This window comes from Hydrogenophaga sp. GW101-3F08 (genome assembly GCF_059424585.1).
In genome coordinates, this window is record NZ_JBWKZP010000003.1 from 431760 (window position 1) to 454381 (window position 22622).

At 69.8% G+C, this 22622-nt stretch carries 22 protein-coding genes; 9 read left to right on the forward strand and 13 right to left on the reverse strand.

The window, feature by feature from the left end; genetic code table 11:
• Window positions 1–61: 61 nt before the first annotated feature.
• Window positions 62–1267: a CaiB/BaiF CoA transferase family protein gene (locus AC07YZ_RS11470; protein WP_226491282.1), complete on the reverse strand. Its 1206-nt coding sequence runs from the start codon at window positions 1265–1267 to the stop codon at window positions 62–64.
• A 19-nt stretch (window positions 1268–1286) separates the two neighbouring features.
• The gene (locus AC07YZ_RS11475) at window positions 1287–2240 is read right to left on the reverse strand and encodes a hydroxymethylglutaryl-CoA lyase (RefSeq protein WP_494794815.1); all 954 of its coding nucleotides are present in this window, start codon (window positions 2238–2240) and stop codon (window positions 1287–1289) included.
• An 85-nt stretch (window positions 2241–2325) separates the two neighbouring features.
• Here AC07YZ_RS11475 and AC07YZ_RS11480 point away from each other — a divergent pair, with 85 nt between their 5' ends.
• The 4 genes from AC07YZ_RS11480 (at window position 2326) to AC07YZ_RS11495 (ending at window position 7191) form a co-directional block, all read left to right on the forward strand.
• Window positions 2326–3069 (forward strand): IclR family transcriptional regulator, encoded by a 744-nt coding sequence (locus AC07YZ_RS11480; RefSeq protein ID WP_494794816.1) that lies wholly within the window; start codon window positions 2326–2328, stop codon window positions 3067–3069.
• Window positions 3070–3277: 208 nt separating this feature from the next.
• Window positions 3278–5494, forward strand: coding sequence for a malate synthase G (locus AC07YZ_RS11485; RefSeq protein WP_494794817.1), 2217 nt, complete (start codon window positions 3278–3280; stop codon window positions 5492–5494).
• 158 nt (window positions 5495–5652) lie between these two features.
• Complete coding sequence (locus tag AC07YZ_RS11490) at window positions 5653–5952, forward strand: hypothetical protein (protein ID WP_226491278.1); 300 nt, start codon at window positions 5653–5655, stop codon at window positions 5950–5952.
• Between the two features lie 126 nt (window positions 5953–6078).
• Window positions 6079–7191: a DUF2855 family protein gene (locus AC07YZ_RS11495; RefSeq protein ID WP_494794818.1), complete on the forward strand. Its 1113-nt coding sequence runs from the start codon at window positions 6079–6081 to the stop codon at window positions 7189–7191.
• Window positions 7192–7222: 31 nt separating this feature from the next.
• Here the strand turns inward: AC07YZ_RS11495 and AC07YZ_RS11500 are convergent, their stop codons facing one another.
• Window positions 7223–7636 (reverse strand): tautomerase family protein, encoded by a 414-nt coding sequence (locus AC07YZ_RS11500; protein ID WP_226491276.1) that lies wholly within the window; start codon window positions 7634–7636, stop codon window positions 7223–7225.
• Between the two features lie 2 nt (window positions 7637–7638).
• Entirely contained in the window at window positions 7639–7845 is a 207-nt protein-coding gene (locus AC07YZ_RS11505; protein ID WP_494794819.1) for a hypothetical protein, read from the reverse strand.
• Window positions 7846–7964: 119 nt separating this feature from the next.
• On the opposite strand from AC07YZ_RS11505, the gene AC07YZ_RS11510 reads away from it, so the two are divergent.
• Window positions 7965–8870 (forward strand): LysR family transcriptional regulator, encoded by a 906-nt coding sequence (locus AC07YZ_RS11510; RefSeq protein WP_494794820.1) that lies wholly within the window; start codon window positions 7965–7967, stop codon window positions 8868–8870.
• Between the two features lie 12 nt (window positions 8871–8882).
• Here the strand turns inward: AC07YZ_RS11510 and AC07YZ_RS11515 are convergent, their stop codons facing one another.
• Together AC07YZ_RS11515 and AC07YZ_RS11520 are read right to left on the reverse strand one after the other, a co-directional pair.
• A complete protein-coding gene (locus tag AC07YZ_RS11515) occupies window positions 8883–10193 on the reverse strand; it encodes a c-type cytochrome (RefSeq protein WP_494794821.1) in 1311 nt (436 codons plus the stop codon).
• A gap of 35 nt (window positions 10194–10228) precedes the next feature.
• The gene (locus AC07YZ_RS11520) at window positions 10229–10894 is read right to left on the reverse strand and encodes a c-type cytochrome (RefSeq protein ID WP_494794822.1); all 666 of its coding nucleotides are present in this window, start codon (window positions 10892–10894) and stop codon (window positions 10229–10231) included.
• A gap of 181 nt (window positions 10895–11075) precedes the next feature.
• Here AC07YZ_RS11520 and AC07YZ_RS11525 point away from each other — a divergent pair, with 181 nt between their 5' ends.
• Entirely contained in the window at window positions 11076–11375 is a 300-nt protein-coding gene (locus AC07YZ_RS11525; RefSeq protein WP_494794823.1) for a cysteine-rich CWC family protein, read from the forward strand.
• Window positions 11376–11382: 7 nt separating this feature from the next.
• On the opposite strand, the gene AC07YZ_RS11530 is transcribed toward AC07YZ_RS11525, so the two are convergent.
• The 4 genes from AC07YZ_RS11530 to AC07YZ_RS11545 all read right to left on the reverse strand — a co-directional run bounded on the left by AC07YZ_RS11530 (window position 11383) and on the right by AC07YZ_RS11545 (window position 15898).
• Window positions 11383–11682, reverse strand: coding sequence for a hypothetical protein (locus tag AC07YZ_RS11530; RefSeq protein ID WP_226491271.1), 300 nt, complete (start codon window positions 11680–11682; stop codon window positions 11383–11385).
• Between the two features lie 32 nt (window positions 11683–11714).
• A complete protein-coding gene (locus AC07YZ_RS11535) occupies window positions 11715–13220 on the reverse strand; it encodes a DegQ family serine endoprotease (RefSeq protein WP_494794824.1) in 1506 nt (501 codons plus the stop codon).
• 553 nt (window positions 13221–13773) lie between these two features.
• Window positions 13774–15111, reverse strand: a complete 1338-nt coding sequence (locus AC07YZ_RS11540) for an ATP-binding protein (RefSeq protein ID WP_494794825.1) — start codon at window positions 15109–15111, stop codon at window positions 13774–13776.
• A gap of 127 nt (window positions 15112–15238) precedes the next feature.
• Window positions 15239–15898 (reverse strand): response regulator, encoded by a 660-nt coding sequence (locus AC07YZ_RS11545; RefSeq protein WP_494794826.1) that lies wholly within the window; start codon window positions 15896–15898, stop codon window positions 15239–15241.
• Between the two features lie 149 nt (window positions 15899–16047).
• On the opposite strand from AC07YZ_RS11545, the gene AC07YZ_RS11550 reads away from it, so the two are divergent.
• The 3 genes from AC07YZ_RS11550 (at window position 16048) to AC07YZ_RS11560 (ending at window position 19008) form a co-directional block, all read left to right on the forward strand.
• Complete coding sequence (locus tag AC07YZ_RS11550; protein ID WP_494794827.1) at window positions 16048–17541, forward strand: MFS transporter; 1494 nt, start codon at window positions 16048–16050, stop codon at window positions 17539–17541.
• A 224-nt stretch (window positions 17542–17765) separates the two neighbouring features.
• A complete protein-coding gene (locus AC07YZ_RS11555; protein ID WP_226491266.1) occupies window positions 17766–18548 on the forward strand; it encodes a class II glutamine amidotransferase in 783 nt (260 codons plus the stop codon).
• Between the two features lie 127 nt (window positions 18549–18675).
• Window positions 18676–19008, forward strand: coding sequence for a DMT family transporter (locus AC07YZ_RS11560; RefSeq protein ID WP_226491265.1), 333 nt, complete (start codon window positions 18676–18678; stop codon window positions 19006–19008).
• Between the two features lie 317 nt (window positions 19009–19325).
• On the opposite strand, the gene AC07YZ_RS11565 is transcribed toward AC07YZ_RS11560, so the two are convergent.
• The 3 genes from AC07YZ_RS11565 to AC07YZ_RS11575 form a co-directional block, all read right to left on the reverse strand.
• A complete protein-coding gene (locus AC07YZ_RS11565; protein WP_226491264.1) occupies window positions 19326–19601 on the reverse strand; it encodes a VF530 family protein in 276 nt (91 codons plus the stop codon).
• A gap of 90 nt (window positions 19602–19691) precedes the next feature.
• Window positions 19692–20636 (reverse strand): glutathione synthase, encoded by a 945-nt coding sequence (gene gshB / locus AC07YZ_RS11570; protein ID WP_494794828.1) that lies wholly within the window; start codon window positions 20634–20636, stop codon window positions 19692–19694.
• A gap of 93 nt (window positions 20637–20729) precedes the next feature.
• The gene (locus tag AC07YZ_RS11575; RefSeq protein WP_494794829.1) at window positions 20730–22598 is read right to left on the reverse strand and encodes a potassium transporter Kup; all 1869 of its coding nucleotides are present in this window, start codon (window positions 22596–22598) and stop codon (window positions 20730–20732) included.
• Window positions 22599–22622: the final 24 nt, after the last annotated feature.

Below are 22622 nucleotides of genomic sequence, written 5' to 3' on the forward strand. Positions count from 1 at the left end.
ACACAGGGCGTCCACACGGATCACCCGCCAGCGCGCAGTTTATGCCCGGCGGGTCGTCCCGTCAGCGCCCGCTGAGACGGTCTATGGCCTGCGTGTCGTAGCCCAGCGCCCGCAGCAGTTCCTCGTTGTGCTCGCCCAGCCGGGGTGGGCTCATGCGCACGCCGGGGCGCTCGCCGTCGAGCGTGAACGGCAGCAGCACCGTCTGCGCCTGCCGGCCCGCGGCCGCGCCGTCGGTCAAGGTGATGGGCGCCAGGCCGCCGGTGGCCTTGAGGTGGGGGTCGTCCAGCAGGTCGTGCGGCCGTGTGATGGGGGCGAACGGCAGGCCATGGGCCTCGAACACCTCGGCCAGCTCGCTCGCGGCCCGCGCACCCAGGCGCTCGCGCAGCAGCGGAATCAGCCAGTCGCGCTCGCGCACGCGGTGGTTGTTGGTCTGCAGGCGCGGGTCGTCGCGCAGGTCGGCGTAGCCGAAGGCGTCGCAGAAGATGGCCCACTGCGTGTCGCTCACCACCGCCAGGAAGATCTGCTCGCCGCCCTGCACCTTGAACACGTCGTAGATGCCCCAGGACGAGATGCGCTCGGGCATGGGCGCGGCGGGCTGGCCGGTCACGGCGTACTGCATCATGTGCTGCGCCACCAGGAACACGTTGTTCTCGAACAGCGCGCTCTGCACCTCGCAGCCCCGACCGGTCTTCTCGCGCGCGCTGAGCGCGGCCATGACGCCGATGGCGCCGAACAGGCCGCCCATGATGTCGTTCACGCTGGAGCCCGCGCGCAGCGGGTCGCCGGGGCGCCCGGTCATGTAGGCCAGGCCGCCCATCATCTGCACCACCTCGTCGAGCGCGGTGCGGTGGTCGTAGGGGCCGGGCAGGAAGCCTTTGTGGCTCACATAGATGAGGCGCGGGTTGAGCGCCTTCAGGCTCTCGTGGTCGAGCCCGAGCTTCTTCATGGTGCCGGGCTTGAAGTTCTCGCTCACCACGTCGGCGGTGGCGATGAGCCTGAGCGCGGCTTCCCTGCCCTCGGGCGACTGCAGGTCGAGCACCAGGCTCTTCTTGTTGCGGTTGAACAGCGGGTAGAAGCCCGCGCCCGAGCCGAGCAGGCGGCGCGTGTTGTCGCCCGCGGGCGGCTCCACCTTGATGACTTCGGCACCCAGGTCGGCCAGCACCATGCCGCAGGTGGGGCCCATCACCATGTGGGTGAATTCAACGACGCGGATGCCTTCGTAGGGGAGGTGGCGGGGCAACTCGGTGGTGGCGGTGTTGTCTTGCATGGGGTTGAATCAGAAAGCTTCAGGCGACGTGCCAGCCCTTGGGCAGGCCGGCCTCGGGGATCATGCCGTAGACCGGCTCGCCGGGCAGGCCGGCCTGCAGCGGCGCGCGCGCGGCGATGAGCTTTTCCAGATCGACGCCGGTGCGCAGGCCCATGGCCTCGAACATGAACACCAGGTCTTCGGTGACCACGTTGCCCGAGGCGCCGGGCGCATACGGGCAACCGCCCAGGCCGCCGAGCGAGGCGTCAAACGTGCGCACGCCCACGTCGAACGCGGCCAGGCAGTTGGCCAGGCCCAGGCCACGGGTGTTGTGCATGTGGGCCGCGCCGGCGTGCCCGCCCAGCTCGGCGCGCAGTCGGGTGAACAGGCGGCGCACCTGGGCCGGGTGGGCCATGCCGGTGGTGTCGGACAGGCCAACCTCGTCCACACCCGCCTGCGCGCAGGCCACCGCCAGGCGGATCACGTCGTCTTCGTCCACCACGCCCTGCAGCGTGCAGCCGAACGCGGTGGACAGCCCCACCTCGACCAACACGCCGGGCGCGCGCTCGCGCCGCAGCGCGAGCACCTCGCGCAGCTCGTCCAGCATCTGTTCGCGCGTCTTGCGCACATTGGCCAGCGAATGCGCCTCGCTGGCCGACACCGGCAGAGTGAGCTTGTGCACGCCCGCGGCCAGCGCCGCCTCGGCACCGCGCCGGTTGGGCACCAGGGCCATCACGGTAAGGCCGGGGTACCGGGCCGTGAGGGTGAGCGCGTGGCGCACCACCTCGGCCACGTCGGCCATCTGGGGCAGCAGCTTGGCCGGAACAAAAGAGCCCACCTCGATCTCGCGCAGACCGGCGGCGGCCAGCGCGTCGATCCAGCGGCATTTGTCGACCGTGGCCATGGTGGCGCGCACCGACTGCAGACCGTCGCGTGGGCCGACCTCGCTGATCAGCACCTGGGGCCCAGCGGGGCCGTGTTTGGAAAAATTCATGAATGGGCTTGCGTTCTGTTAGTTAGAACAGTATTCTTTCTAAAGAAATCATGGCAGAGCCTTGCCCCCGTGTCAATCCAGCCCCATGCCCCGCAAAGCCCAGACCCATTCCATGGCCGACGACAACGCCGCCCCCGGTGGCGCCGCGGCGGTCGATCGTGCGCTTTCGCTGCTGGGCGCGTTCCGCGCTGGCGACACCGCGCTGACGCTGGCCGAGCTGGCCGAGCGCACGCGACTCTACAAAAGCACGGCGCTGCGGCTGCTGGCCTCGCTGGAGCACGCACGGCTGCTGCAGCGGCTCGACGACGGCCGCTACGCGCTCGGCGGCGAGGTAGCACGGCTGCACGGCATCTACGCCGCCTCGTTTTCGCTCGACCGCATCGTGCTGCCGGTGTTGCGCGAGCTGGTGCGCCAGACCGGCGAAAGCGCGGCCTACCACGTGCGGCAAGGCCAGGCCCCGAACCAGACCCGGCTGTGCCTGTACCGGGTGGATTCGCCGCAGCCCGTGCGCGACCACATCCGGGCCGGCGAGGTGCTGCCGCTGAACCGGGGCAGCGGCGGGCGCGTGCTCACGGCCTTCGGCGCGGGCGACGACAGCCACCGCCCGACGCAGGGCGAAAAACGCATCAGCGCGACCATCCGCGAACAGGGCTACTGGATCGCCGAAGGGGACCGCCTGGCCGAGGTGGCGGGCATCTCCGCGCCGGTGTTCCACGCCGACGGCCGCATCGCCGCCGCCCTGACGCTGACCATGCCGGCCCACCGTTTTGAAGAGCGGCACGTCAAGCCGGTGCTGGCCGCCGCCCGCCGTCTGAGCGGGCAGGTCTGAAATCAGCCGACACCACCATTACCACCATAAATGTCACTTATTCTTCGGCATCGAGTTGTTTAATACCGAACCAGGTATCAAATAACATGCTGTCGTGGCCCACGGTCGGTGCGCCCCGCGCTGGCCCGCCCGCGCCAGACGCCGCCGGCCCGGTTGGAAGCCCTTGCCCTTCTCCCGTTTCCTGTTCTTCCTTTTTTCGAGGTCCGCCATGTCCGCATCCACCCCGCGCACCCCCGTCCACGGCCTGCAGGTCGCCACCGAGCTCTACGAGTTCATCAACAACAGCGTGCTGCCCGGCACCGGCGTGGCCAGCGCCACTTTCTGGAAAGGCTTTGACGCCATCGTGGCCGACCTGGCCCCGAAGAACGCCGCCCTGCTGGCCGAACGCGACCGCCTGCAGACCGAACTGGACACCTGGCACAGCGCCCACCCCGGCCCCATCACCGACATGGCGGCCTACCGCCAGTTCCTCGAATCCATCGGCTACCTGGTGCCCGAGCCCAAAAAGGTCAAGGCCACGACCCGCCACGTGGACGACGAGCTGGCCGTTCAGGCCGGGCCCCAGCTGGTGGTGCCGATCCTGAACGCGCGCTACGCGCTCAACGCCGCCAACGCCCGCTGGGGCAGCCTGTACGACGCGCTCTACGGCACCGACGTGCTGAGCGAAGACAAGGGCTGCGAGAAAGTCGGCAAGAAGGGTGGCTACAACCCCAAGCGCGGCGCCAAGGTCATCGAATACGCGCGCCACGTGCTCGACCGCTGCGCCCCGCTGAAGAAGGGTTCGCACGTCGGCTCCACCGGTTACAAGGTCAACAAGGACGGTGAACTCGTGGTCGGCCTGGCCGAAGGCGGCACCAGCAAACTGACCGACAAGAGCCAGTTCATCGGCTACCAGGGCGAGGCCAAGGCCCCGACCGCCGTGCTGCTCAAGCACAACGGCCTGCACCTGGAGATCCAGATCAACCGCGCCACGCCCATCGGCGCGAGCGACGCCGCCGGCGTGAGCGACCTGGTGGTGGAAGCCGCGCTCTCCACCATCCTCGACCTGGAAGACTCCGTGGCCGCGGTGGACGCACAAGACAAGGTGCTGGCCTACCGCAACTGGCTCGGCATCCTGCAGGGCACGCTGACCGAATCGTTCGAAAAGGGCGGCAAGACGCTGACCCGCGGCCTGAACGCCGACCGCGAATACACCGCGCCCACGGGCAAGAAGGGTGTGCGCCTGCACGGCCGCTCGCTCATGTTCGTGCGCAACGTCGGCCACCTCATGACCAACCCCGCCGTGCTGTGGGGACCGGAAGGCCAAGAGATTCCCGAAGGCATCCTGGACGCGATGGTCACCACCACCATCGCCATGCACGACCTCAAGCGCACCAAGAAAGATCCGATCCGCAACTCGCGCAAGGGCTCGGTCTACATCGTCAAGCCCAAGATGCACGGTCCCAAGGAAGTGGCCTTCGCCGACGAGCTGTTCGGCCGCGTCGAGCAGGTGCTGGGTCTGAAAGAGAGCACGGTCAAGCTCGGCATCATGGACGAAGAGCGCCGCACCAGCGTCAACCTCAAAGCCTGCATCGCCGCCGCCGCCAGCCGCGTGGCCTTCATCAACACCGGCTTCCTGGACCGCACCGGCGACGAGATGCACAGCGCCATGCTGGCCGGCCCCATGGTGCGCAAGGGCGACATGAAGACCAGCGCCTGGATCCAGGCCTACGAGCGCAACAACGTGCTGGTGGGCCTGGCCTGCGGCCTGCGCGGCAAGGCCCAGATCGGCAAAGGCATGTGGGCCATGCCCGACCTGATGAAGGCCATGATGGAGCAGAAGATCGCCCACCCCAAGGCCGGTGCCAACACCGCCTGGGTGCCCAGCCCCACCGGCGCCACCCTGCACGCCCTGCACTACCACCAGGTGCTGGTGTCCGACGTGCAGAAGGAGCTGGAGAAGATCGACGCCACCAAGGAGCGCGACAACCTGCTCACCGGCCTGCTGACCATCCCCGTGGCCGCCAGCCCCAGCTGGAGCGCCGCCGAGAAGCAGCAGGAGCTGGACAACAACGCCCAGGGCATCCTGGGCTACGTGGTGCGCTGGGTCGACCAGGGCGTGGGCTGTTCCAAGGTGCCCGACATCCACAACGTGGGCCTGATGGAAGACCGCGCCACGCTGCGCATTTCCAGCCAGCACATGGCCAACTGGCTCAAACATGGCGTGGTGACCTTGCCCCAAGTGAAGGAAACCTTCGAGCGCATGGCCGCCGTGGTGGACCAGCAGAACGCCAGCGACCCGTTCTACAAGAAGATGGCCGGCAACTTCAGCACCAGCATGGCCTACCAGGCCGCCTGCGACCTGGTGTTCAAGGGCCTGGCCCAGCCGAGCGGCTACACCGAGCCGCTGCTGCATGCCTGGCGCTTGAAAGTGAAGGCGGCCTGATCCCGCATGCACATTCCGGGAGAGGCGTCCCCTCTTGCCCCCTCTCCCTCTGGGAGAGGGCTGGGGGTGAGGGCTCTCCCCGAGCCAACCCTTCGTTCAAACGGCACCTTCGGGCGCCGTTTTGCATGGCGCAGAGAAGCCACGAAGACAATCGCGGCATGACGCTTCAATACCTGATCTTCGACGCCAGCGACGATGGCGAAGGCACTGGCACCTGGGACGCCATGGCCAGCGTGCGCGCGGCTGAGCTGCCCGCGGTGATGGCCGAGGTGCGGACCGTGCTGGACTGGGCCGAGCGCCACAGCCCCGGCCTGCGTGGCCCGCTGGACGAGGGCGGCACCTGGGACGCCGACCAGCAGGCGCAGACCGATGGCGGCTGGACCACGGTGACGCTGACGATCACCGGGCCCTGGGAATGGGGCGAGGCGCTGGTGGCGCATTTCACGCCGGCCGACTGAGCCTCTCCCGGCGCTCCAGCCGCGCCGTCGCAGGGGCCGACGGCCCGCCGCTGTCACCCAGGTTTCAGCGCCGCCCGCCCGTCGCGGGGAGACTCGCCCTTCCACCCCATTCCCAGGAGACGCGCCATGCGCGATGCCCTCTCGGTCACGAGCCTGCGCACGCGCAAGGACGCGGTCGCCACCTCCCGCCTGGACACCGTGTCCATGCCCCTTCCGCTGCAGGCCGGCGAAGTCGTCTTCCGGCTGGACTGCTTCGCGCTCACCACCAACAACCTCACCTACGCCGCGTTCGGCGACAGCATGCACTACTGGGACCTGTTTCCCACCGGCGAGGCCGGCTGGGGGCAGATACCGGTGTGGGGGTTTGGCGATGTCGTGCTGTCCAGCGCCGAGGGCATCGCGGTGGGTGAACGCTTCTATGGGTTCTTCCCCATCGCCAGCCACCTCAAGGTGCGGGCCACCCGGGTGAAACCGCACGGCTTTTCCGACGCTGCCGAGCACCGCCAGCTCCTGGCGCCGGTGTACAACCATTACCAGCGCTGCAGCGCCGACCCGGCCCACCAGCCCGGGCTGGAGCACCCGCTGCTGGTGGTGCGCCCCTTGTTCACCACGTCCTTTGTCTGCGCGGATTTCCTGGCCGATCAGGCGTTTTTCGGCGCGCAGCAGGTGGTCATTTCCAGCGCGTCGAGCAAGACGGCCTATGGCACCGCCCATTGCCTGGGCGCGCACCCGGGCATCACGCGCATCGCCCTGACCTCGCCGCGCCACCAGGACTTTCTGCGCTCGCTCGGCTGCTACGACCGCGTGCTCGGCTACGACGGGCTGGCCAGCCTGCCGGCCACCACGCCCACGCTCTACCTCGATTTCGCCGGCAGCCCGGATGTGCGCGCGCAGGTGCGCGAGCACTTCGGGCCGGCGCTGGTGTACGACTGCGTGGTCGGCTCGGCGAACCCCAGCGGCGAGGCCACGGGGGTGCGCTGGCCGGATCCCCGCCCCACGTTCTTCTTCGCCCCGACGCAGATCCAGAAGCGCCGGGCCGACTGGGGCGCCGAGGGGTTCGAGCAGCGCCTGCGGGCCGCGCAGACGCGGTTCCTGCGCACGATCAGCGACCCGCACCAACCGTGGATGCAGATCCGGCACGGCCAGGGGTTCGCCGCCGCCAGCGAGGTGATCGCCGAGCTGCAGGCCGGCCGCACCGACCCGCGCACAGCCCATGTGGTGAGCCTGGCGAACGCCTGACCGAGCAGCCCGGGCCTCTGGGCCTCTGGGCCTACCCACCCGTTGCGCTGGCCACCGGACCCGCGCGACGCGCCGCCTGGGTCTGCCCGCCATAGCCCCAGTCGCTGGCCGGCAGCTCGCGCACGATCACGTAGCTGGCCTCTTCGAGCGCGCCATCGGGGGCGAGCTGGCGCCGCAGTTCGTTGAACGCGGCCCCGATGAAGCGCGCTTTCTGCGCCTCGGTATTGGTGCCCGCTGTGACGCTGATCTCCAGCAGCGCCGTGGCTCCCTGCACCGTGCGCCCACCCACGGCCCAGCGTGCCAGCGGCAGGTCATCGATCACCACCGCCGTGACTTCGGGCCGTTTGCCCAGGGTGTCGGCGGTGATGGCGGTCAGCGCGGCGGCCAGGGCCTGGTAGCGCTCGGGGTTCTGCAGCGGGGCGATCTTGAGGAGCAAGGTGGGCATGCTCAGGCCTTCCGAGCGGCGGCGCAGGCGCTGAACGGCGCGGTCGGCGTCTGTGCCCGCAGGGCGGCCCGCCAGATGCGGCGCCACCCGCCCGTGCCAAAGGCGCGCTGCTCGGCCCGGCGCTGGCGCTCGGCCTGGGCCTGCAGGCCGTCGAGCAGGGCCGCGTAGGCCTGGGGGGAAAGGGTCTGGTGGAGGTGCTCGGTGTTCATGGTGAAGCTCCTTTGAAGGGGTGCCTGAACTCTAGGCAAGGCCGGGTGTCGGGGAAACGGCATGCGGTTCAAAAGCGTTTTGCGCCCGGCGCAAAACCACCTGGCCTACCATCGCGGTCATGAACGATCTGGCCTTCGACGACCTCCAGCTGTTCGCCCGCGTCGCGGCGCTGCGCAATCTGTCGGCCGTGGCGCGCGAACGCGATGTGCCGGTGAGCCAGATTTCCCGCGCGCTCACCCGCATCGAAAAGACCTGCGCGGCGCGCCTGATCCACCGCTCCACCCACGGGCTCGCGCTCACCGCCGAGGGCGAGACCTTTCTGGACTATTGCCACCGCATCACCGGCACGCTGGAACAGCTGGAGAGCGAGTTCGCCACCCAGGCCGGCGAAGCGCGCGGCCTGGTGCGCGTGGCGGTCAGCTCCGTGATGGCGCAGTACCTGCTGCTGCCCAGCCTGCAGGCCCTGAACGAGCGACACCCGCAGCTGCGCCTGGAGCTGGAGGTGAGCGACCGGATGGCCGATCTGGCGCGCGACGGCATCGACATCGCCATCCGCACCAGCACCTCGCTGCCCGAGACCCTGGTGGCGCGGCAGATCGGGCTGCTGGGCCGTGCGCTGTACGCGGCGCCGGACTATGCCGCCCGGGCCGGCCTGCCCCGGCACCCCGACGAGCTGCGCGAGCACCGGCTCATCGTCAACAGCGCCGCTCCCCACCTCAACCACTGGCCGTTCATCGTGGACGGGGCCCCGGTGCGGCTGACGGCCGAAGGCTACTGGCGCGCCAACGACACCGGCCTGGCGGCCAACATGGTGCTGGAGGGCCTGGGCATCGGCCGGCTCGCCACGGTGGCCGCCGACCCGCTGGTGCGGCAGGGGCGGCTGGTGCCGGTGCTGGCCGATTGCATCGACCCCCAGCCGGTGCCGGTCTACGCCGTCATCGCCAGCGCGCGCCAGCGGCTGCCGAAGATCAAGGCCTGCATCGACTTCTGGGCCGAGTGGATCGCCGGCGGGCACGCCGCTTAGCGCGCAAGCCTTTCAGCGCAGCCGCTGCACCTCCAGCGGCGACACCGCCGCGGCCTGGTTGCCCCAGCTCTGGCGCGCGTAGGTGATCACGGCGGCGATCTCGGCGTCGCTGAGCAGGGTGCGGTAGGGCGGCATGCCGTAGGGCCGGGGGTTGCCGGCGGTGGCGGGGGCGAAGCCGCCGTTGAGAACGGCCTGCACCGGGTTGACCGCTGAGGCCAGGGTGAGCGCGCGGTTGCCGGCCAGCGGCGGGTAGGCCTGGCGCGCGCCTTCGCCCTGGGCGCCATGGCAGTCGGTGCATTGCGCCTCGTAGACCCGCTGGCCGAGCGCCAGCTGCGCCGAGGCGGCGCGCGGCGCGGCCGGTGGCGGTGCCCCAGCGTCGAGGCCCAGGCTGCGCAGGTAGCGGGCCATGGCGCGCAGGTCGGCGTCGCTCAGGTGCTGGGTGCTGTGGAACACCACCTCGGCCATCGGCCCCATGGCCGCGCCCTTGGCCGCGCCGGTGCCGCCGTGCGCCACGCCGGTCTTGAGCAGGTCCACGATGTCCTGCGCCGCCCAGTCGGCCAGGCCCGCTTCGAAGCGGTTGCGCAGCGACGGCGCGTACCAGCCCTGCCCGGCCATGAGCCCGCCGTCGAACTCGCGCCCCGCCGCCACGCCGCCGAGCGCATCGCGCGGGGCGTGGCAGGCCGCGCAGTGGGCCAGCCCGCGCACCAGGTAGGCGCCGCGGTTCCAGTCGGCCGGCTGCGCAGGGTCGGGCTGGAAACCGCCTGGTTCGAAATACAGCGCGCGCCAGACCGCCAGCGCGGCCCGGGTGCGGTAGGGAAAGCGCAGCGCATGGGGCCGATTGGGCTGCGCCACCGGCGGCAGGCTGCGCAGGAAGGCGTGCAGCGCATCGCTGTCTTCGCGGCTGATCTGGGTGAAGCTGGTGTAGGGAAACGCGGGGTAGAGCAACCGGCCGTCGCGCGACTGGCCATGGTGCAGGGCGCGCCAGAAGGCCTCGGCGCTCCAGCGGCCCAGGCCATGCTCGGGGTCGGGCGTGAGGTTGCCGGCGAACACGGTGCCAAAGGGTGTCTCGATGCCGCGCCCGCCCGCGTAGGGCGGGCCGCCGCGCGTGGTGTGGCAGGCGGCGCAGTTGCCGGCGCGCGCCAGGTAGGCGCCGCGCGCGACCAGCGCCGGGTCGGCGGGCGCGGGCGCTGCGGTCAGCGGTGGCAGCCCCTCGGCGCCGAGCTGCCGCGCGATCAGCACCGCGAGCGCGACCAACAGCAGCAGTGCCGCGCCCAGCGCGACGGCGAGCAGGCGGCGCACCACGGCAGGGTTCGCGGCGTTCATGGGCGGACCTCCGCCCTGCGGACTGCGGGGCGAGCTCATCGCGCCACGCTCCCGCAACGCATCGGCAGCGGCTGGGCCGACGGCGCGACGGCATGCGTGTCGGCGGGCAGCGGCTGGGCCGAGAGCCAGGTGGCGAGCGCGCCCACGTCGTCGGGCGTCAGGCCCTTGGCGATCTGCGCCATGCAGTCGGGCGCGTGCGCATGGCGCAGGCCGGTTTGCCAGGCGCCGAGTTGCCCGATCAGGTAGTCGCGCGGCAGGCCGAGCAGGCCGGGGATGGCGGGTTGCCTTCCGGTGAGCGCCTGGCCGTGGCAGTCCGCACAGGCGGGCAGTTGGCGCGCCGGGTCGCCGCGCCGGATCAGCGCCTCGCCGCGCGCGAGCTGATCGCGGGGCGCGTTGACCGTCTGTGGCGGCGGGTACGGCAGATCGAGGCCCGCGAAGTGGTCGGCGATCTCGCGCAGGTAGCTGTCGGACAGGTTGTCGAGCAGCGTGGCCATGCCGGGGTTCTGGCGTCGGCCGTCGCGGAAGTGGGTGAGCTGGTTGTAGAGGTAACCCGCTGGCTTGCCCGCGATGCGCGGGAAGTAGCCGGCGTTGGTGGCGCGGCCTTCCTTGCCGTGGCACAGGGTGCAGGCCATGGCGCGCTGGGCGAGGGTGTCGGGCACGGTGCGCGCGGGAGCGTCGGCCGCCAGGCCCAGGGCGGGCACACTCCACAGCCAGAACCAAAGGCCCAACAGACCCCACCCTGCCGGGCCCCGGCGGGCGGAGCGCGCGGACCGGTGCGGCGGACAGATGGGGCGCATGAACATTCCAGGGGGAGGCGGCAGGCGCCCGGCGGGCAGCGGTGGCGGACGGGTTTCGGGGAGCTCGAAAATACCATACCGCCCCGTGCACAGCCTCGCTAAACTGGCCCATTCCCTTCCCGCACCCATGCCCACCGACGCCCGACTCCCCGACCCCACCCGCTGCCCGCTGTGCGGCGGCGACAACCGCTGCGCGATGGAGGTCGAGCGGGAAACCGGCCTGCCGCAGGCGCCGTGCTGGTGCACCTCGCAGCGCTTCAGCGCCGAGCTGCTGGACCGCCTGCCCACCGAGGCGCGGGGCAAGGCCTGCATCTGCGTCGCCTGCCTCGCGGCGTTCGACCAGCGCCCCACCGGCCCGGCCACGCCGCCAGACCCGGCGCCGTGATCCGCCTTCAGCTCACGGCAAACGCCAGCACCAGCGCCCCCAGGGCGAGCAGGCCCAGCGCACCGATGAACACGTTTTCGGCCAGCGACTCGAAACGCGCCGCCCGCCCGTGCACGCGCATGGACAGGAACGACAACACCGCGCTGACGAGGAACACCAACGCGTCCACCGCGAGCAGCTTGTCCACCACCATCCGCCCGGCGCTGAAGGGGCTGAGCAGGCTGATGTAGAGCGCGGTCAGGCAGACCCCGATCATGGTGGCCGAGGTCGGCAGGATGTGGGCCGACAGGCCGGTGCCACGAGGCACCGGGCCCGCCCCTGTACTTCCAGTGCCCGCCATCAGCCGAGCCGCACCGGCACGAAGATCGTGTCGCCCTCGCGCCGGATCAGCAGCGCCACCGATTTCGGCGACTTCGCCACCACCGCACGCACCTGCTCGACGCTCTGCACCGGCGTGCCGTTCACGGCCATCAGCAGGTCGCCCGGCATCACCCCCGCACGTTCGGCGGGGCCGCCCACGCCCTCCACCACCAGGCCCGCGCTCACGCCGGACTGGCGTTTTTCCTGCGGCTGCAGCGGGCGCAGGGCCAGGCCGAGCTTGCCCTGGCCCACGCCGTCGCCGGCCTGCGCCACCTGGGCCTTCTTGTCGCTGGCGTCGCCCAGCTTCGCGGTGAGCGTCTCGCGCTGGCCCTGGCGCCAGACCTCCAGCGCCATCTGGCTGCCCGGGGTGGACTGGCCGATCAGCGCCGGCAGGTCGCCCGAGGCCACGATGCGCTGGCCGTTCGCCTGGCGGATCACGTCGCCCGGCTTCAGGCCGGCCTTGTCGGCCGGGCCACCGGGCTCCACGCTGGCGACCAGCGCGCCTTCGGGCCGGTCGAGCTTGAAGGAGTCGGCCAGGGCCTGGTTCACCTCCTGCACCGTCACGCCCAGACGCGCGTGGCTGGCCTTACCGGTGGCCACGATCTGGTCCTTGACCTGCGTGACCAGCTCGATGGGAATGGCGAACGACAGGCCCTGGTAACCGCCGGACTGGCTGTAGATCTGCGAGTTGATGCCCACCACCTCACCGCGGCTGTTGAACAGCGGCCCGCCCGAGTTGCCGGGGTTCACCGCCACGTCGGTCTGGATGAAGGGCACGAAGCTGTCGTCGGGCAGCGAGCGGCCCTTGGCGCTGACCACGCCCGCGGTCACGCTGTTCTCGAAGCCAAAGGGCGAGCCGATGGCCAGCACCCACTCGCCCACCTTGAGGTCGCGCGTGCTGCCCATCGGCACGGTGGGCAGGTCCTTGGCGTCGATCCTCAACACGGCCACGTCGGTCTTCGGGTCCGAGCCCAGCACCTTGGCCTTGAACTCACGCCGGTCGGTGAGCTTGACGATCACCTCGCTGGCGTCGCGCACCACGTGGGCGTTGGTGAGGATCAGGCCGTCGGCGCTGATGATGAAGCCCGAGCCCTGACCGCGCACCGGGGTGTCGCGCTGGTCGGGCATGCCACCGCCTGGGCCCTGGAAACGGCGGAAGAATTCAAAGAACGGATCGTTGGGGTCGATGCCGGGCGGCAAGCCACGCGCCGCAGCGGCCTCTTCGCCCTCGGCGGACGCGTGGCGCACACCGCTGACGCTGATGTTGACCACGGCCGGTCCGTAGCGCTCGGTGATCTTTGAAAAATCGGGCGCGCCCTGCGGGCTGGCCGGCGGGGCGGCGCTGCTGCTGGCCACCGTCGCGCTGACAGGCGCCTCGGCCCGCGCGAGGCCGCCGACCACATAGGTGGCCCCGGCGCCGCCCAGCACACCAGCGGTGAGCAGGGCCAGCACGAGGCGGGCGGGTGTGAGGTTTCGGGTGTTCATGTGTGCTCCTTGTGAAACCATGGGTTGGACATGGCTTCACTGTCGAAGCAGACACTTAGACCGGGCTTAAGAACCACTGCTGGCAGGGTCTTGCCCGATGCGACGCCAGTGAGCGGGAGATCTCGCTTGCAGCACCTCGCAAGCCAAGACGTGCGCGGGCAGGCCACAGCGCTTGGGCGACAAAGGTGTGGGTTCGCCACCGGTGGAGCGCCATTTCATTTCTTGCTGCGGCAGGCGCTGTCCGGTGGGGGCGATTTCTGGGGCGGCTGTGACCGCCAGCCTGGGCCGGGCGCGCAAGTGCGCGCTTCGTTTCTGGCTCGCGGCCATTGTTTGAGCGGAGAGAGCGCAGCGAACGCAGCGAGTTTGGCCGCGCCGGCCCCAGGCTGGTGGGCGCAGCGGAGTCGGCGCAAAGCGCCGACCGCCCCAGTATGAGCCCCCGCCGGACAGCGCCTGCCGCAGCGCGAGGTACTGCACCTTCTGAACGCGCACCGACGAACACACCCGTCAGAAGAAGGGAGAGAAGAAGCTCAAAAAGCCGGCCCCCAAGCCCCACTCACCCCATGGCGCCCGGGTGGAAGACCACCCGCACACGCAGGCCACCCAGCGCTGGCGAGGTGTCCAGCTGCAGCGTGGCGCCGTGCAGATCGGCCACCGCCTTGACGATGGCCAGACCGAGGCCACTGCCCGCGGAGGCCGCGTCCGGCACGCGGTAGAAGCGGTCCAGCACACGCTCGCGTTCGGCCTCGGGAATGCCCGGTCCGCTGTCTTCCACGCTGAGCTCCAGCGTGCCGGCACCGGCCCGCAGCGCCACATCGACCCGCCCGCCCGCCGGCGTGTACTTGACCGCGTTCTCCAGCAGGTTGCGCACCAGGATGCGCAGCGCCTCGGCGTGGCCGCTCACCCGCGCGGCGTCGGCCTGGGCCAGGCCGAGGTCGATGCTGCGCACCTGGGCCGCGGGTGCCATCTCGGCCACGGCCAGGCGCACCAGCTCGTCCAGCGCCACCGGCTCGGGCCGCACGCCCGAGGCCGCACTGGCCTGCTGGCGCGCCAGCACCAGCAACTGCTCGATCAGCCGCGTGGCGCGGTCGATGCCCGAGCCCAGGCGCTCCAGCGCGCGCTCGCGGGTGAGGTCGTCGGACGCCCTTTGCAGGCCCTGCACCTGCAGCTTGAGCGCGGCCAGCGGCGAGCGCAGTTCGTGCGCGGCGTCGGCCACGAAGCGCTGCTGCGCGTCAAAGGCCTGCGCCACGCGCCGCAACAGGCCGTTGAACTCGTGCACCAGCGGGCGCACCTCGTCGGGCAGGTCGGTCTCGGTGAGCTCGGTCAGGTCGTCGGCCTGGCGCTGCGCCACCTGGCGCCGCGCGCGCGCCACCGGCGCCAGCGAGGTGCTGACCACCCAGCCCACCAGCAACATGAGCAGCGGCGCCAGCAGCAGGATCGGTACCGCCGTGCGCAGCGCGAGCGAACCGGCCATGCGCTGGCGCACCGCCAGGTCCTGCGCCACCTGGATCACAAAGCTGCGCGCCTGCACCGAAAACACGCGGTAACGCGTGCCGTGCGCCAGCACATCGGTGAAGCCCAACACCGCGCGCTGCGGCAGCTCGGCGCGCGCGGCCGACTCGAACACCAGCTCGCCATCGAGCGTCCAGATCTGCAGCACGAAGTCGAAGTCCTGCCCCTCGGCGGGCACGGGGATCACGCCGGTGACGAGGCCCTGCGGCAGGCCGGCGCGCAGCGACAGCGCGGTCTGCTGCATGTGGTAGTCAAAAATCTCGTCGGCCTCGGCCCGCGCGGCCCGCCAGGCCAGCCCCGCCTGCAACAGCGCCGTGGCCAGGATGGCCAGCAGCACGAAGACCAGCAGCCGGGCGCGCAAGGATGAGAGGTAACGCTTCACGTCAGCACTCCCCGCCCAAGCGCCGGTGCGACGTGCCTTGGCCCAGGGATGCCGTGGAACCGGCTCCGCCGGGCCACAGGCATCGTCCCCCCAGCGGAGGGAAGCCGCGAAGCGGCGCAGGGGGGATTCATATCTTCTTCACCATGTAGCCCACGCCGCGCACGTTCTGGATCAGTTCGGCCCCGAGCTTCTTGCGCAGGCCGTGGATGTAGACCTCCACCGCGTTGGAGCTGACCTCGTCTTTCCAGCCGTAGAGCTTTTCCTCCAGCTGCGCCCGCGAGAGCACCAGGCCGGGCCGCGCCAGCAGGGGTTCGAGCACCGCCCATTCGCGCGCCGACAGCACCACCGGCTGGCCGTTCACCGTGACCTCGCGGGTGGCCGGGTCGATGCTCACGCCCTGGTGCTCGTACACCGGCTCGGCGCGCCCGGCGGCGCGGCGCAGCAGGGCGCGGATGCGCGCGAGCAGTTCGTCCATGTCGTAGGGCTTGAGCACGTAGTCGTCGGCCCCGGCGTCCAGGCCTTCGATGCGCTGCTGCACCGAGTCGCGCGCGGTGGCGATCAGCACCGGCAGGCGGTTCCTGCGCGCGCGCAGCGCCCGCAGCACCGACAGGCCATCGCGCCGGGGCAGGCCCAGGTCGAGCAGCAGCAGGTCGTAGTCCTGCGTGCGCAGCGCCGTGTCGGCCAGCTCGCCGTCTTTCACCCAGTCCACCGCGTAGTGTTCGGCGCGCAGCAGATCGAGCACGGTCTCACCGATCATCGTGTCGTCTTCAACCAGCAGCAGCCGCATGGTGGATTCCTTCGGAAGTCCGGGGCCGAACGGCCCACACGGCCATTCTGCCAGCGCTCCCCAAGCCAAACTTAGGCGAAACTGAGGCCGCACCCGGTGCCGGGAATTGCGCGGGCGGTTATCGTTGCAGCCTTCCCACCCTCCCCGCCATGACACCGCCCCCCGACCACTCCATCACCGCGCTGCGCGAACGCTACGGCGCGCGCTACCGCTGGTTGCTGCTGCTCTCGGTGATGGTGGGCACGATGGCGGCCATCATGTCCTCGACCATCATCAACGTGGCGATCCCCGACATGAGCCAGCACTTCACGCTGGGCCAGGAACGCGCGCAGTGGGTCACCTCGGGCTTCATGGCGGCCATGACCGTGTCCATGCTGACCACGCCCTGGCTGCTCGCGCGCCATGGCTACCGGCGCACCTACGCGGGCTGCATGTGGCTGCTGATGGCCGGTGGCGTGGCCGGCGGTTTCGCCAACCACTTCCCGCTCGTGCTGGCCGCGCGCGTGGCCGAGGGCCTGGCCGCTGGGGTGGTGCAGCCCATCCCGGCCATCATCATCCTGCGAGCCTTCGAGCCGCACGAGCAGGGCCGTGCCAGCGGCATCTTCGGCATGGGCGTGGTGCTGGCCCCGGCCATCGGCCCCAGCATCGGCGGCCTGCTGGTCGATGGCTTTGGCTGGCGCTCAATCTTCTTCATGGTGGTGCCGTTCTGCCTGGCCTCGCTCTGGCTGGCGCGCCGATTCGTGCCCACCACCTCGCCGGGCGGCGTCGCAGCCAACCCCCAAGGCGCGGGGCTGGACTGGCGCGGCCTGCTGCTGGCCGCCGCGGGCACGCTGTGCCTGCTCAACGGCCTGGTGCAACTGCAGGGCGACACCCCGGCCCAGGGCCTGGCCCTGCTGGGCGGCGCGCTGGCGCTGCTGCTGCTCTTCGTGTGGCTGCAGCGGCGCACGCTCAAGGCCCGCCACCACCGGCCCGGCGAGGGTGTGGACCCCCTGATGAACCTCTCGATGTTCGCCGACCGGCGTTTCACCATGGGCAGCATCGTGGCCTTCATCTATGGCATTGCGCTGTTCGGCTCCACCTACCTGCTGCCGGTCTACATGCAGATGGGGCTGGGCCTGTCGCCGTCCTACGTGGGCAGCATCCTGCTGCCGGCCGGGCTGGTGCTGGCGGTCACGATCGCCATCGTGGGCCGCCTGGCCGATCGGCAGCCCACACACCGGCTGGTGAGCGTGGGCCTGGTGCTGCTGGCGGCCTCGTTCGCGCTGATGGCGACCATCGACCTGCGCCAGCCCACGCAGATCATCCCCCTGCTGGTGAGCTGGGCCATCCTGGGGCGCATCGGCCTGGGCTTCATCCTGCCCTCGCTCAACATCGGCGCCATGCGCGGCCTGGAGCGCAGCCACATCCCGCAGGGTTCGAGCGTGATCAACTTCCTGCGCATGCTCGGCGGCGCGGCCGGTGTGAGCCTGTGCGGCATCGTGCTCGAATGGCGCGTGGCCGCCCACGGTTTCCGCCTGGACACCGCCAACACCAGCCCTGCGCGGCTGGCGGCGTTCAGCGAGACCTTTCTGATGCTCGCGGCCATCTGCGCGCTGGCCTTGGGGGCAGCCTGGAAGCTGCGTGCGCAGCGCGAGGCAGACTGATCCCACGGTGGACCCGCGCAACCCGGCCGAAGCGGCCCCGCCCCACGGCGAACAGTCCGTCGCACAATACGAGCTTCACCACCACCAAGCCTCCGACCGAGGCGCAGCGCTGGAGCGAAGAAGCCTCGTCCAGCACGCACCGTGGAACCGGCTTTGCCGGGCCACCAGTGCGGTCCCCCCTTCCAGGGGGGAAGCCGCGCAGCGGCGCAGGGGGGTCATTCCACATGTGCCAACTGCTGGGTCTCAACTGCGCCACCCCCACCGACGCCTCGTTCAGCTTCACCGGCTTTTGCCAGCGCGGGGGCGCCACCGACCACCACGCCGACGGCTGGGGCATTGCCTTCTTTGAAGGCCGCGGTCTGCGGCTGTTCGTGGACCACCAGTGCGCCGCCGAATCGCGCATGGCCGAGTTCCTGCGCAGCTACCCGCTCAAGAGCCGCAACATCATTGCCCACGTGCGCAAGGCCACCATCGGCGACGTGCGGCTGGAAAACGCCCACCCGTTCTCGCGCGAGCTCTGGGGCCGCCACTGGGTGTTCGCCCACAACGGCGACCTCAAGGACTACCACCCGAAGCTGCACGGCCAGTTCCAGCCCGTGGGCACCACCGACAGCGAGCGCGCGTTCTGCTGGTTGCTGCAGGAACTGGCCAAGTCGCACGCCGGCCTGCCCAGCATCGAAGAACTCACGCTGACCCTGCACGAGCTCCTGCCCCAGGTGCGGCGCTTTGGCAGCGTCAACTTCCTGCTCTCCAACGGCGACGCGCTGTGGGCGCACTGCAGCACCAAGCTGCACTACCTGGTGCGCCAGCACCCGTTCACCCAGGCCACGCTGATGGACCAGGACTGGACGGTGAACTTCGCCGAGCTCAACCAGCCCGGCGACCGCGCCGCGGTGATCGTCACCACCCCGCTGACCCGCAACGAACAGTGGACCGCCTTCGAGCCCGACGAGCTCAAGGTGTTCGTGGACGGGCTGCCGCTGGCAGTGGCGCGGAGCGCGGCATGAGCGCCGCGCAGGGCCGCTCCCAAGCAAGCTCGCACCGCAGCCCGCAGGGCGTAGGTACTCCTGTGAGCGCCGCACGGCCGTTCCGAAGGCGCTCAGCCCCGCATTGCGCAGCACGGGGGGTGGTCCGGTGAACGCCTGGCTCACCCTGGGCTTGGCCATCGTGGCCGAAGTGATCGGCACCAGCGCGCTCAAGGCCAGCGACGGCTTCACGCGGCTGGGGCCTTCGGCCGTCGTGGTGGTGGGCTATGCGGTGGCGTTTTATTGCCTCTCGCTGGTGCTCAAGTCGCTGCCGGTGGGCGTCACCTACGCGGTCTGGTCGGGCCTTGGCATCGTGCTCATCACCCTCGTGGCGCTGGTGATGTACGGTCAGAAGATCGACCTGCCCGGCCTGATCGGCATGGGCCTGATCATCGCCGGCGTGGTGGTGCTCAACGTGTTTTCCAAGGCGGCGGCCCACTGAAGCACCCTCGCGAGGGCCAGGGCGGTGCTCCGCTCAGCGCACCTTGAACAGCTTCTCGCGCAACTCCGGCAGGCGCCGGGCGCCCATGCTGTGGTTCAACAGGCTGCGCTCCCAGGCGAGGTAGACCTCGCGCAACTGCTCGTGGTCTGGGCGCAGGAGATGTCGCTCACCAGCGAGATGCGCATGTTCTGGCCAATGATGGAGTTGACCGAATTGGCCATGAAGTTGCGAGCCATTTCGTTGTCTTTCGCCTCGCGCGCACCGGCCGGCGGGCGAGCCCTGCCGTGGTTCCCACACGACAGGGTGCCGCGATACCCTCAGCGGGGTTGCCGGCCCGCCGCCCGGCTGCGCTCGCGCAGCATGAACAGGTACAGGCCTTCCACCTTCTCACGCGCCCAGGGCGTCTTGCGCAGGAAACGCAGACTGGAGCCCACGCTCGGGTCCACGTTGAAACAGCGCACCGGGATGCGCTGGCCCAGCTCTTCCCAGCCGTAGTGCTCCGCCAGCGCGGTGACGATGGCCTCCAGCGTCAGGCCGTGCAGCGGGTTGCGCACCTGCTTGATCGGCACTGCGGGCTTTTCGATGTCGCTCATGTCAGTTCTCCATGTCGCCGGAGCGCCATCCCTGCGCATGCCACAGCGCCGCCCCCTTGAGGGGGTCGCGCGAAGCGCTGCGGGGGTGTTTCATCCCAACGCGGCTTCCAGCGCGTCCACGAACATCGCCGGCACGTCGAAGCCGGTCTGCTCGGTGATCTCCTGGAAGCAGGTCGGGCTCGTCACGTTGATCTCGGTCACGCTGTTGCCGATCATGTCCAGACCCACCAGCAGCAGGCCCCGCGCGGCCAGCGTGGGGGCGATGGCCTCGGCCACCGCGCGGTCGGCATCGCTCAGGGGCTGCGCCACGCCCTTGCCGCCCGCGGCGAGGTTGCCGCGCACCTCGTTGCCCTGCGGGATGCGCGCCAGCACGAAGGGCGCCACCTTCCCGCCGATCAGCAGCAGGCGCTTGTCACCGTCCACGATCTGCGGCAGGTAGCGCTGCACCATCACGCTGGTGGCGCCGCCCTGGTTGAGCGTCTCGATGATGGAGCCCAGGTTCATCCCGTCCGGACCGACGCGGAAGATGCCCATGCCGCCCATGCCATCGAGCGGCTTGAGGATGATGTCCCGGTGTTCGGCGTGGAAAGCCCGGATCGCGGCGGCCTGGCGCGTCACCAGCGTGGGCGGCGCGAAGCGGGCGAACTCCATGAGGGCGAGCTTTTCCGGGTGGTCGCGCAGCGCGCGCGGGCTGTTGAACACGCGCGCGCCCTCGCGCTCGGCCTGCTCCAGCAGGTGGGTGGCGTAGAAGAATTCGCTGTCGAACGGCGGGTCCTTGCGCATGATCACGGCGTCGAAACCGTGCAGCGGCTCGATGGCCTCGCGGCTGACGCGGAACCACGCATCGGCATCGCCCGTGAGGCCGATGTGGCGCACCTTGGCGCTCACCGACTGGCCGCTTTGCCAGGCCATGTGCTGCGGCTCGGTCGCGGCCAGGGTGTGGCCGCGCCGCTGCAGCTCGCGCATCATGGCGAAGGTGGTGTCCTTGTAGATCTTGAAAGATGCGAGCGGGTCGGCAACGAAGAGGATGTTCATGGGCGTGGTCAGGTGGCTTTTCGGGCGGCCCCGTACTGTTGCACAAACAGCGCCAACGCGTCGGCGACGGCGCGAACGCCTTGTCCGGGCGCCCTATATCTCTATTTTTGAACCCAGCTCGATCACCGAGTTGCTCGGCAGGTTCAGGAACTCGGCCGCCGCGCCAGCGTTGTGGTGCATCTGGGCAAAGATCTTTTCACGCCAGGGCGCCATGCCACTGCCCAGGGTGGGCACGACCAGGTCGCGCGAAAGGAAGTAGCTGGTGGCCATGGGTTCGAGTTCGCAACCCCGGCCGCTCATGAGCTGCAAGGCCTTGGGCACATCCGGATCGTTCTTGAACCCGTAGTGGATCGCCACCTGCCAGCAGTCGTGGCCCAGCGGCTCCACGGCCAGCCGCTTGTCGAGCCCGATCCAGGGCACTTCGTGGTTGCGCACGGTGACGAACAGGTTCTGCTGATGCAGCACCTTGTTGTGCTTGAGGTTGTGCAGCAGCGCGTTGGGCACGGTGCCGGCCTCGGCCGTGAGGAACACCGCCGTGCCTTCAACGCGCGTGGGCGGCGCCATGAACACCGATTCGAGAAAGCTGTCGAGTTCGATGGCCTCGGCCTGCTGCTTCTGTGACAGCAGCTCACGGCCCCGCTTCCAGGTCATCATCAGGGTGAACACCACGCCACCGATCAGCAGTGGGAACCAGCCGCCGGCGAACAGCTTGAGCAGGTTGGAGCTGAAGAAGGCCAGATCGACCATGAAGAAAAACCCGGTGGCCACCAGGCACAGCCACAGCGGGAATTTCCAGCCGTAGCGGATCACGAAAAAGGTGAGCACGGTGGTGATCAGCATGTCCAGCGTCACGGCGATGCCGTAGGCCGCGGCCAGGTTGGTGGAAGACTTGAACATCACCACCGCCAGCACGATGGCGGCAAACAGGCCCCAGTTGACGAAAGGCAGGTAGATCTGGCCGGTGTCGTGCACGCTGGTGTGCTGCACGTTCAGGCGCGGCAGGTAACCGAGCTGCACCGCCTGCTTGGTGACGCTGAAGGCGCCCGAAATCAGCGCCTGCGAAGCGATCACCGTGGCCATGGTGGCCAGCCCCACCAGGGGCAGCAGCGCCCAGTCGGGCGCCATGTTGAAGAACGGGTTTTTCACCGCGGCGGGGTCGGTCAGCAGCAGCGCGCCCTGGCCGAAGTAATTCAGCGTCAGGCAGGGCATGACGATGGCGAACCAGGCCACGCGGATCGGCTTCTTGCCGAAGTGCCCCATGTCGGCGTAGAGCGCCTCACCGCCTGTCACGCACAGCACCACGGCGCCCAGGATGATGAAGGTGGTGCCCGGCTGCTGCCACATGAAGCGCAGCGCGTGGTGCGGGCTGAGCGCGCCCAGGATTTCGGGGTGGCCCACGATGTGCGACACGCCGAGCACCGCGATCGCCAGAAACCACAGCACCGTGATCGGGCCGAAGAACTTGCCGATGCCGCCGGTGCCGCGTTTCTGCACGAAGAACAGGCCGAACAGTACTACCAGCGTGATCGGCACCACGTACTGCTTGAAGGCCGGCGACACCACCTCCAGGCCCTCAACCGCCGAGAGCACCGAGATCGCCGGGGTGATGACGCCGTCGCCATAGAACAGCGAGGTGCCGAAGATGCCGATGGCCAGCAGCCATTTGCGCAGCTCGGGCCGCTCCTTCACCGCCTGCGAGGCCAGCGCCAGCATGGCGATCAGACCACCCTCGCCCGCATTGTCGGCGCGCAGCACCAGCACCACGTATTTGAGCGAGACGATGACGGTGAGGGTCCAGAAAACGATGGAGAGCACGCCATAGACGTTGTCGTGCGTGAAAGGCACGTGGCCGGACCCGAAGATCTCTTTGATGGCGTACAGCACGCTGGTGCCGATATCGCCATACACCACACCAATGGCGCCCAGGGTGAGCGCGGCGAGCGAAGACTTGTTGCTGGACACAAAAAAATACCCGGGACTGGTCGG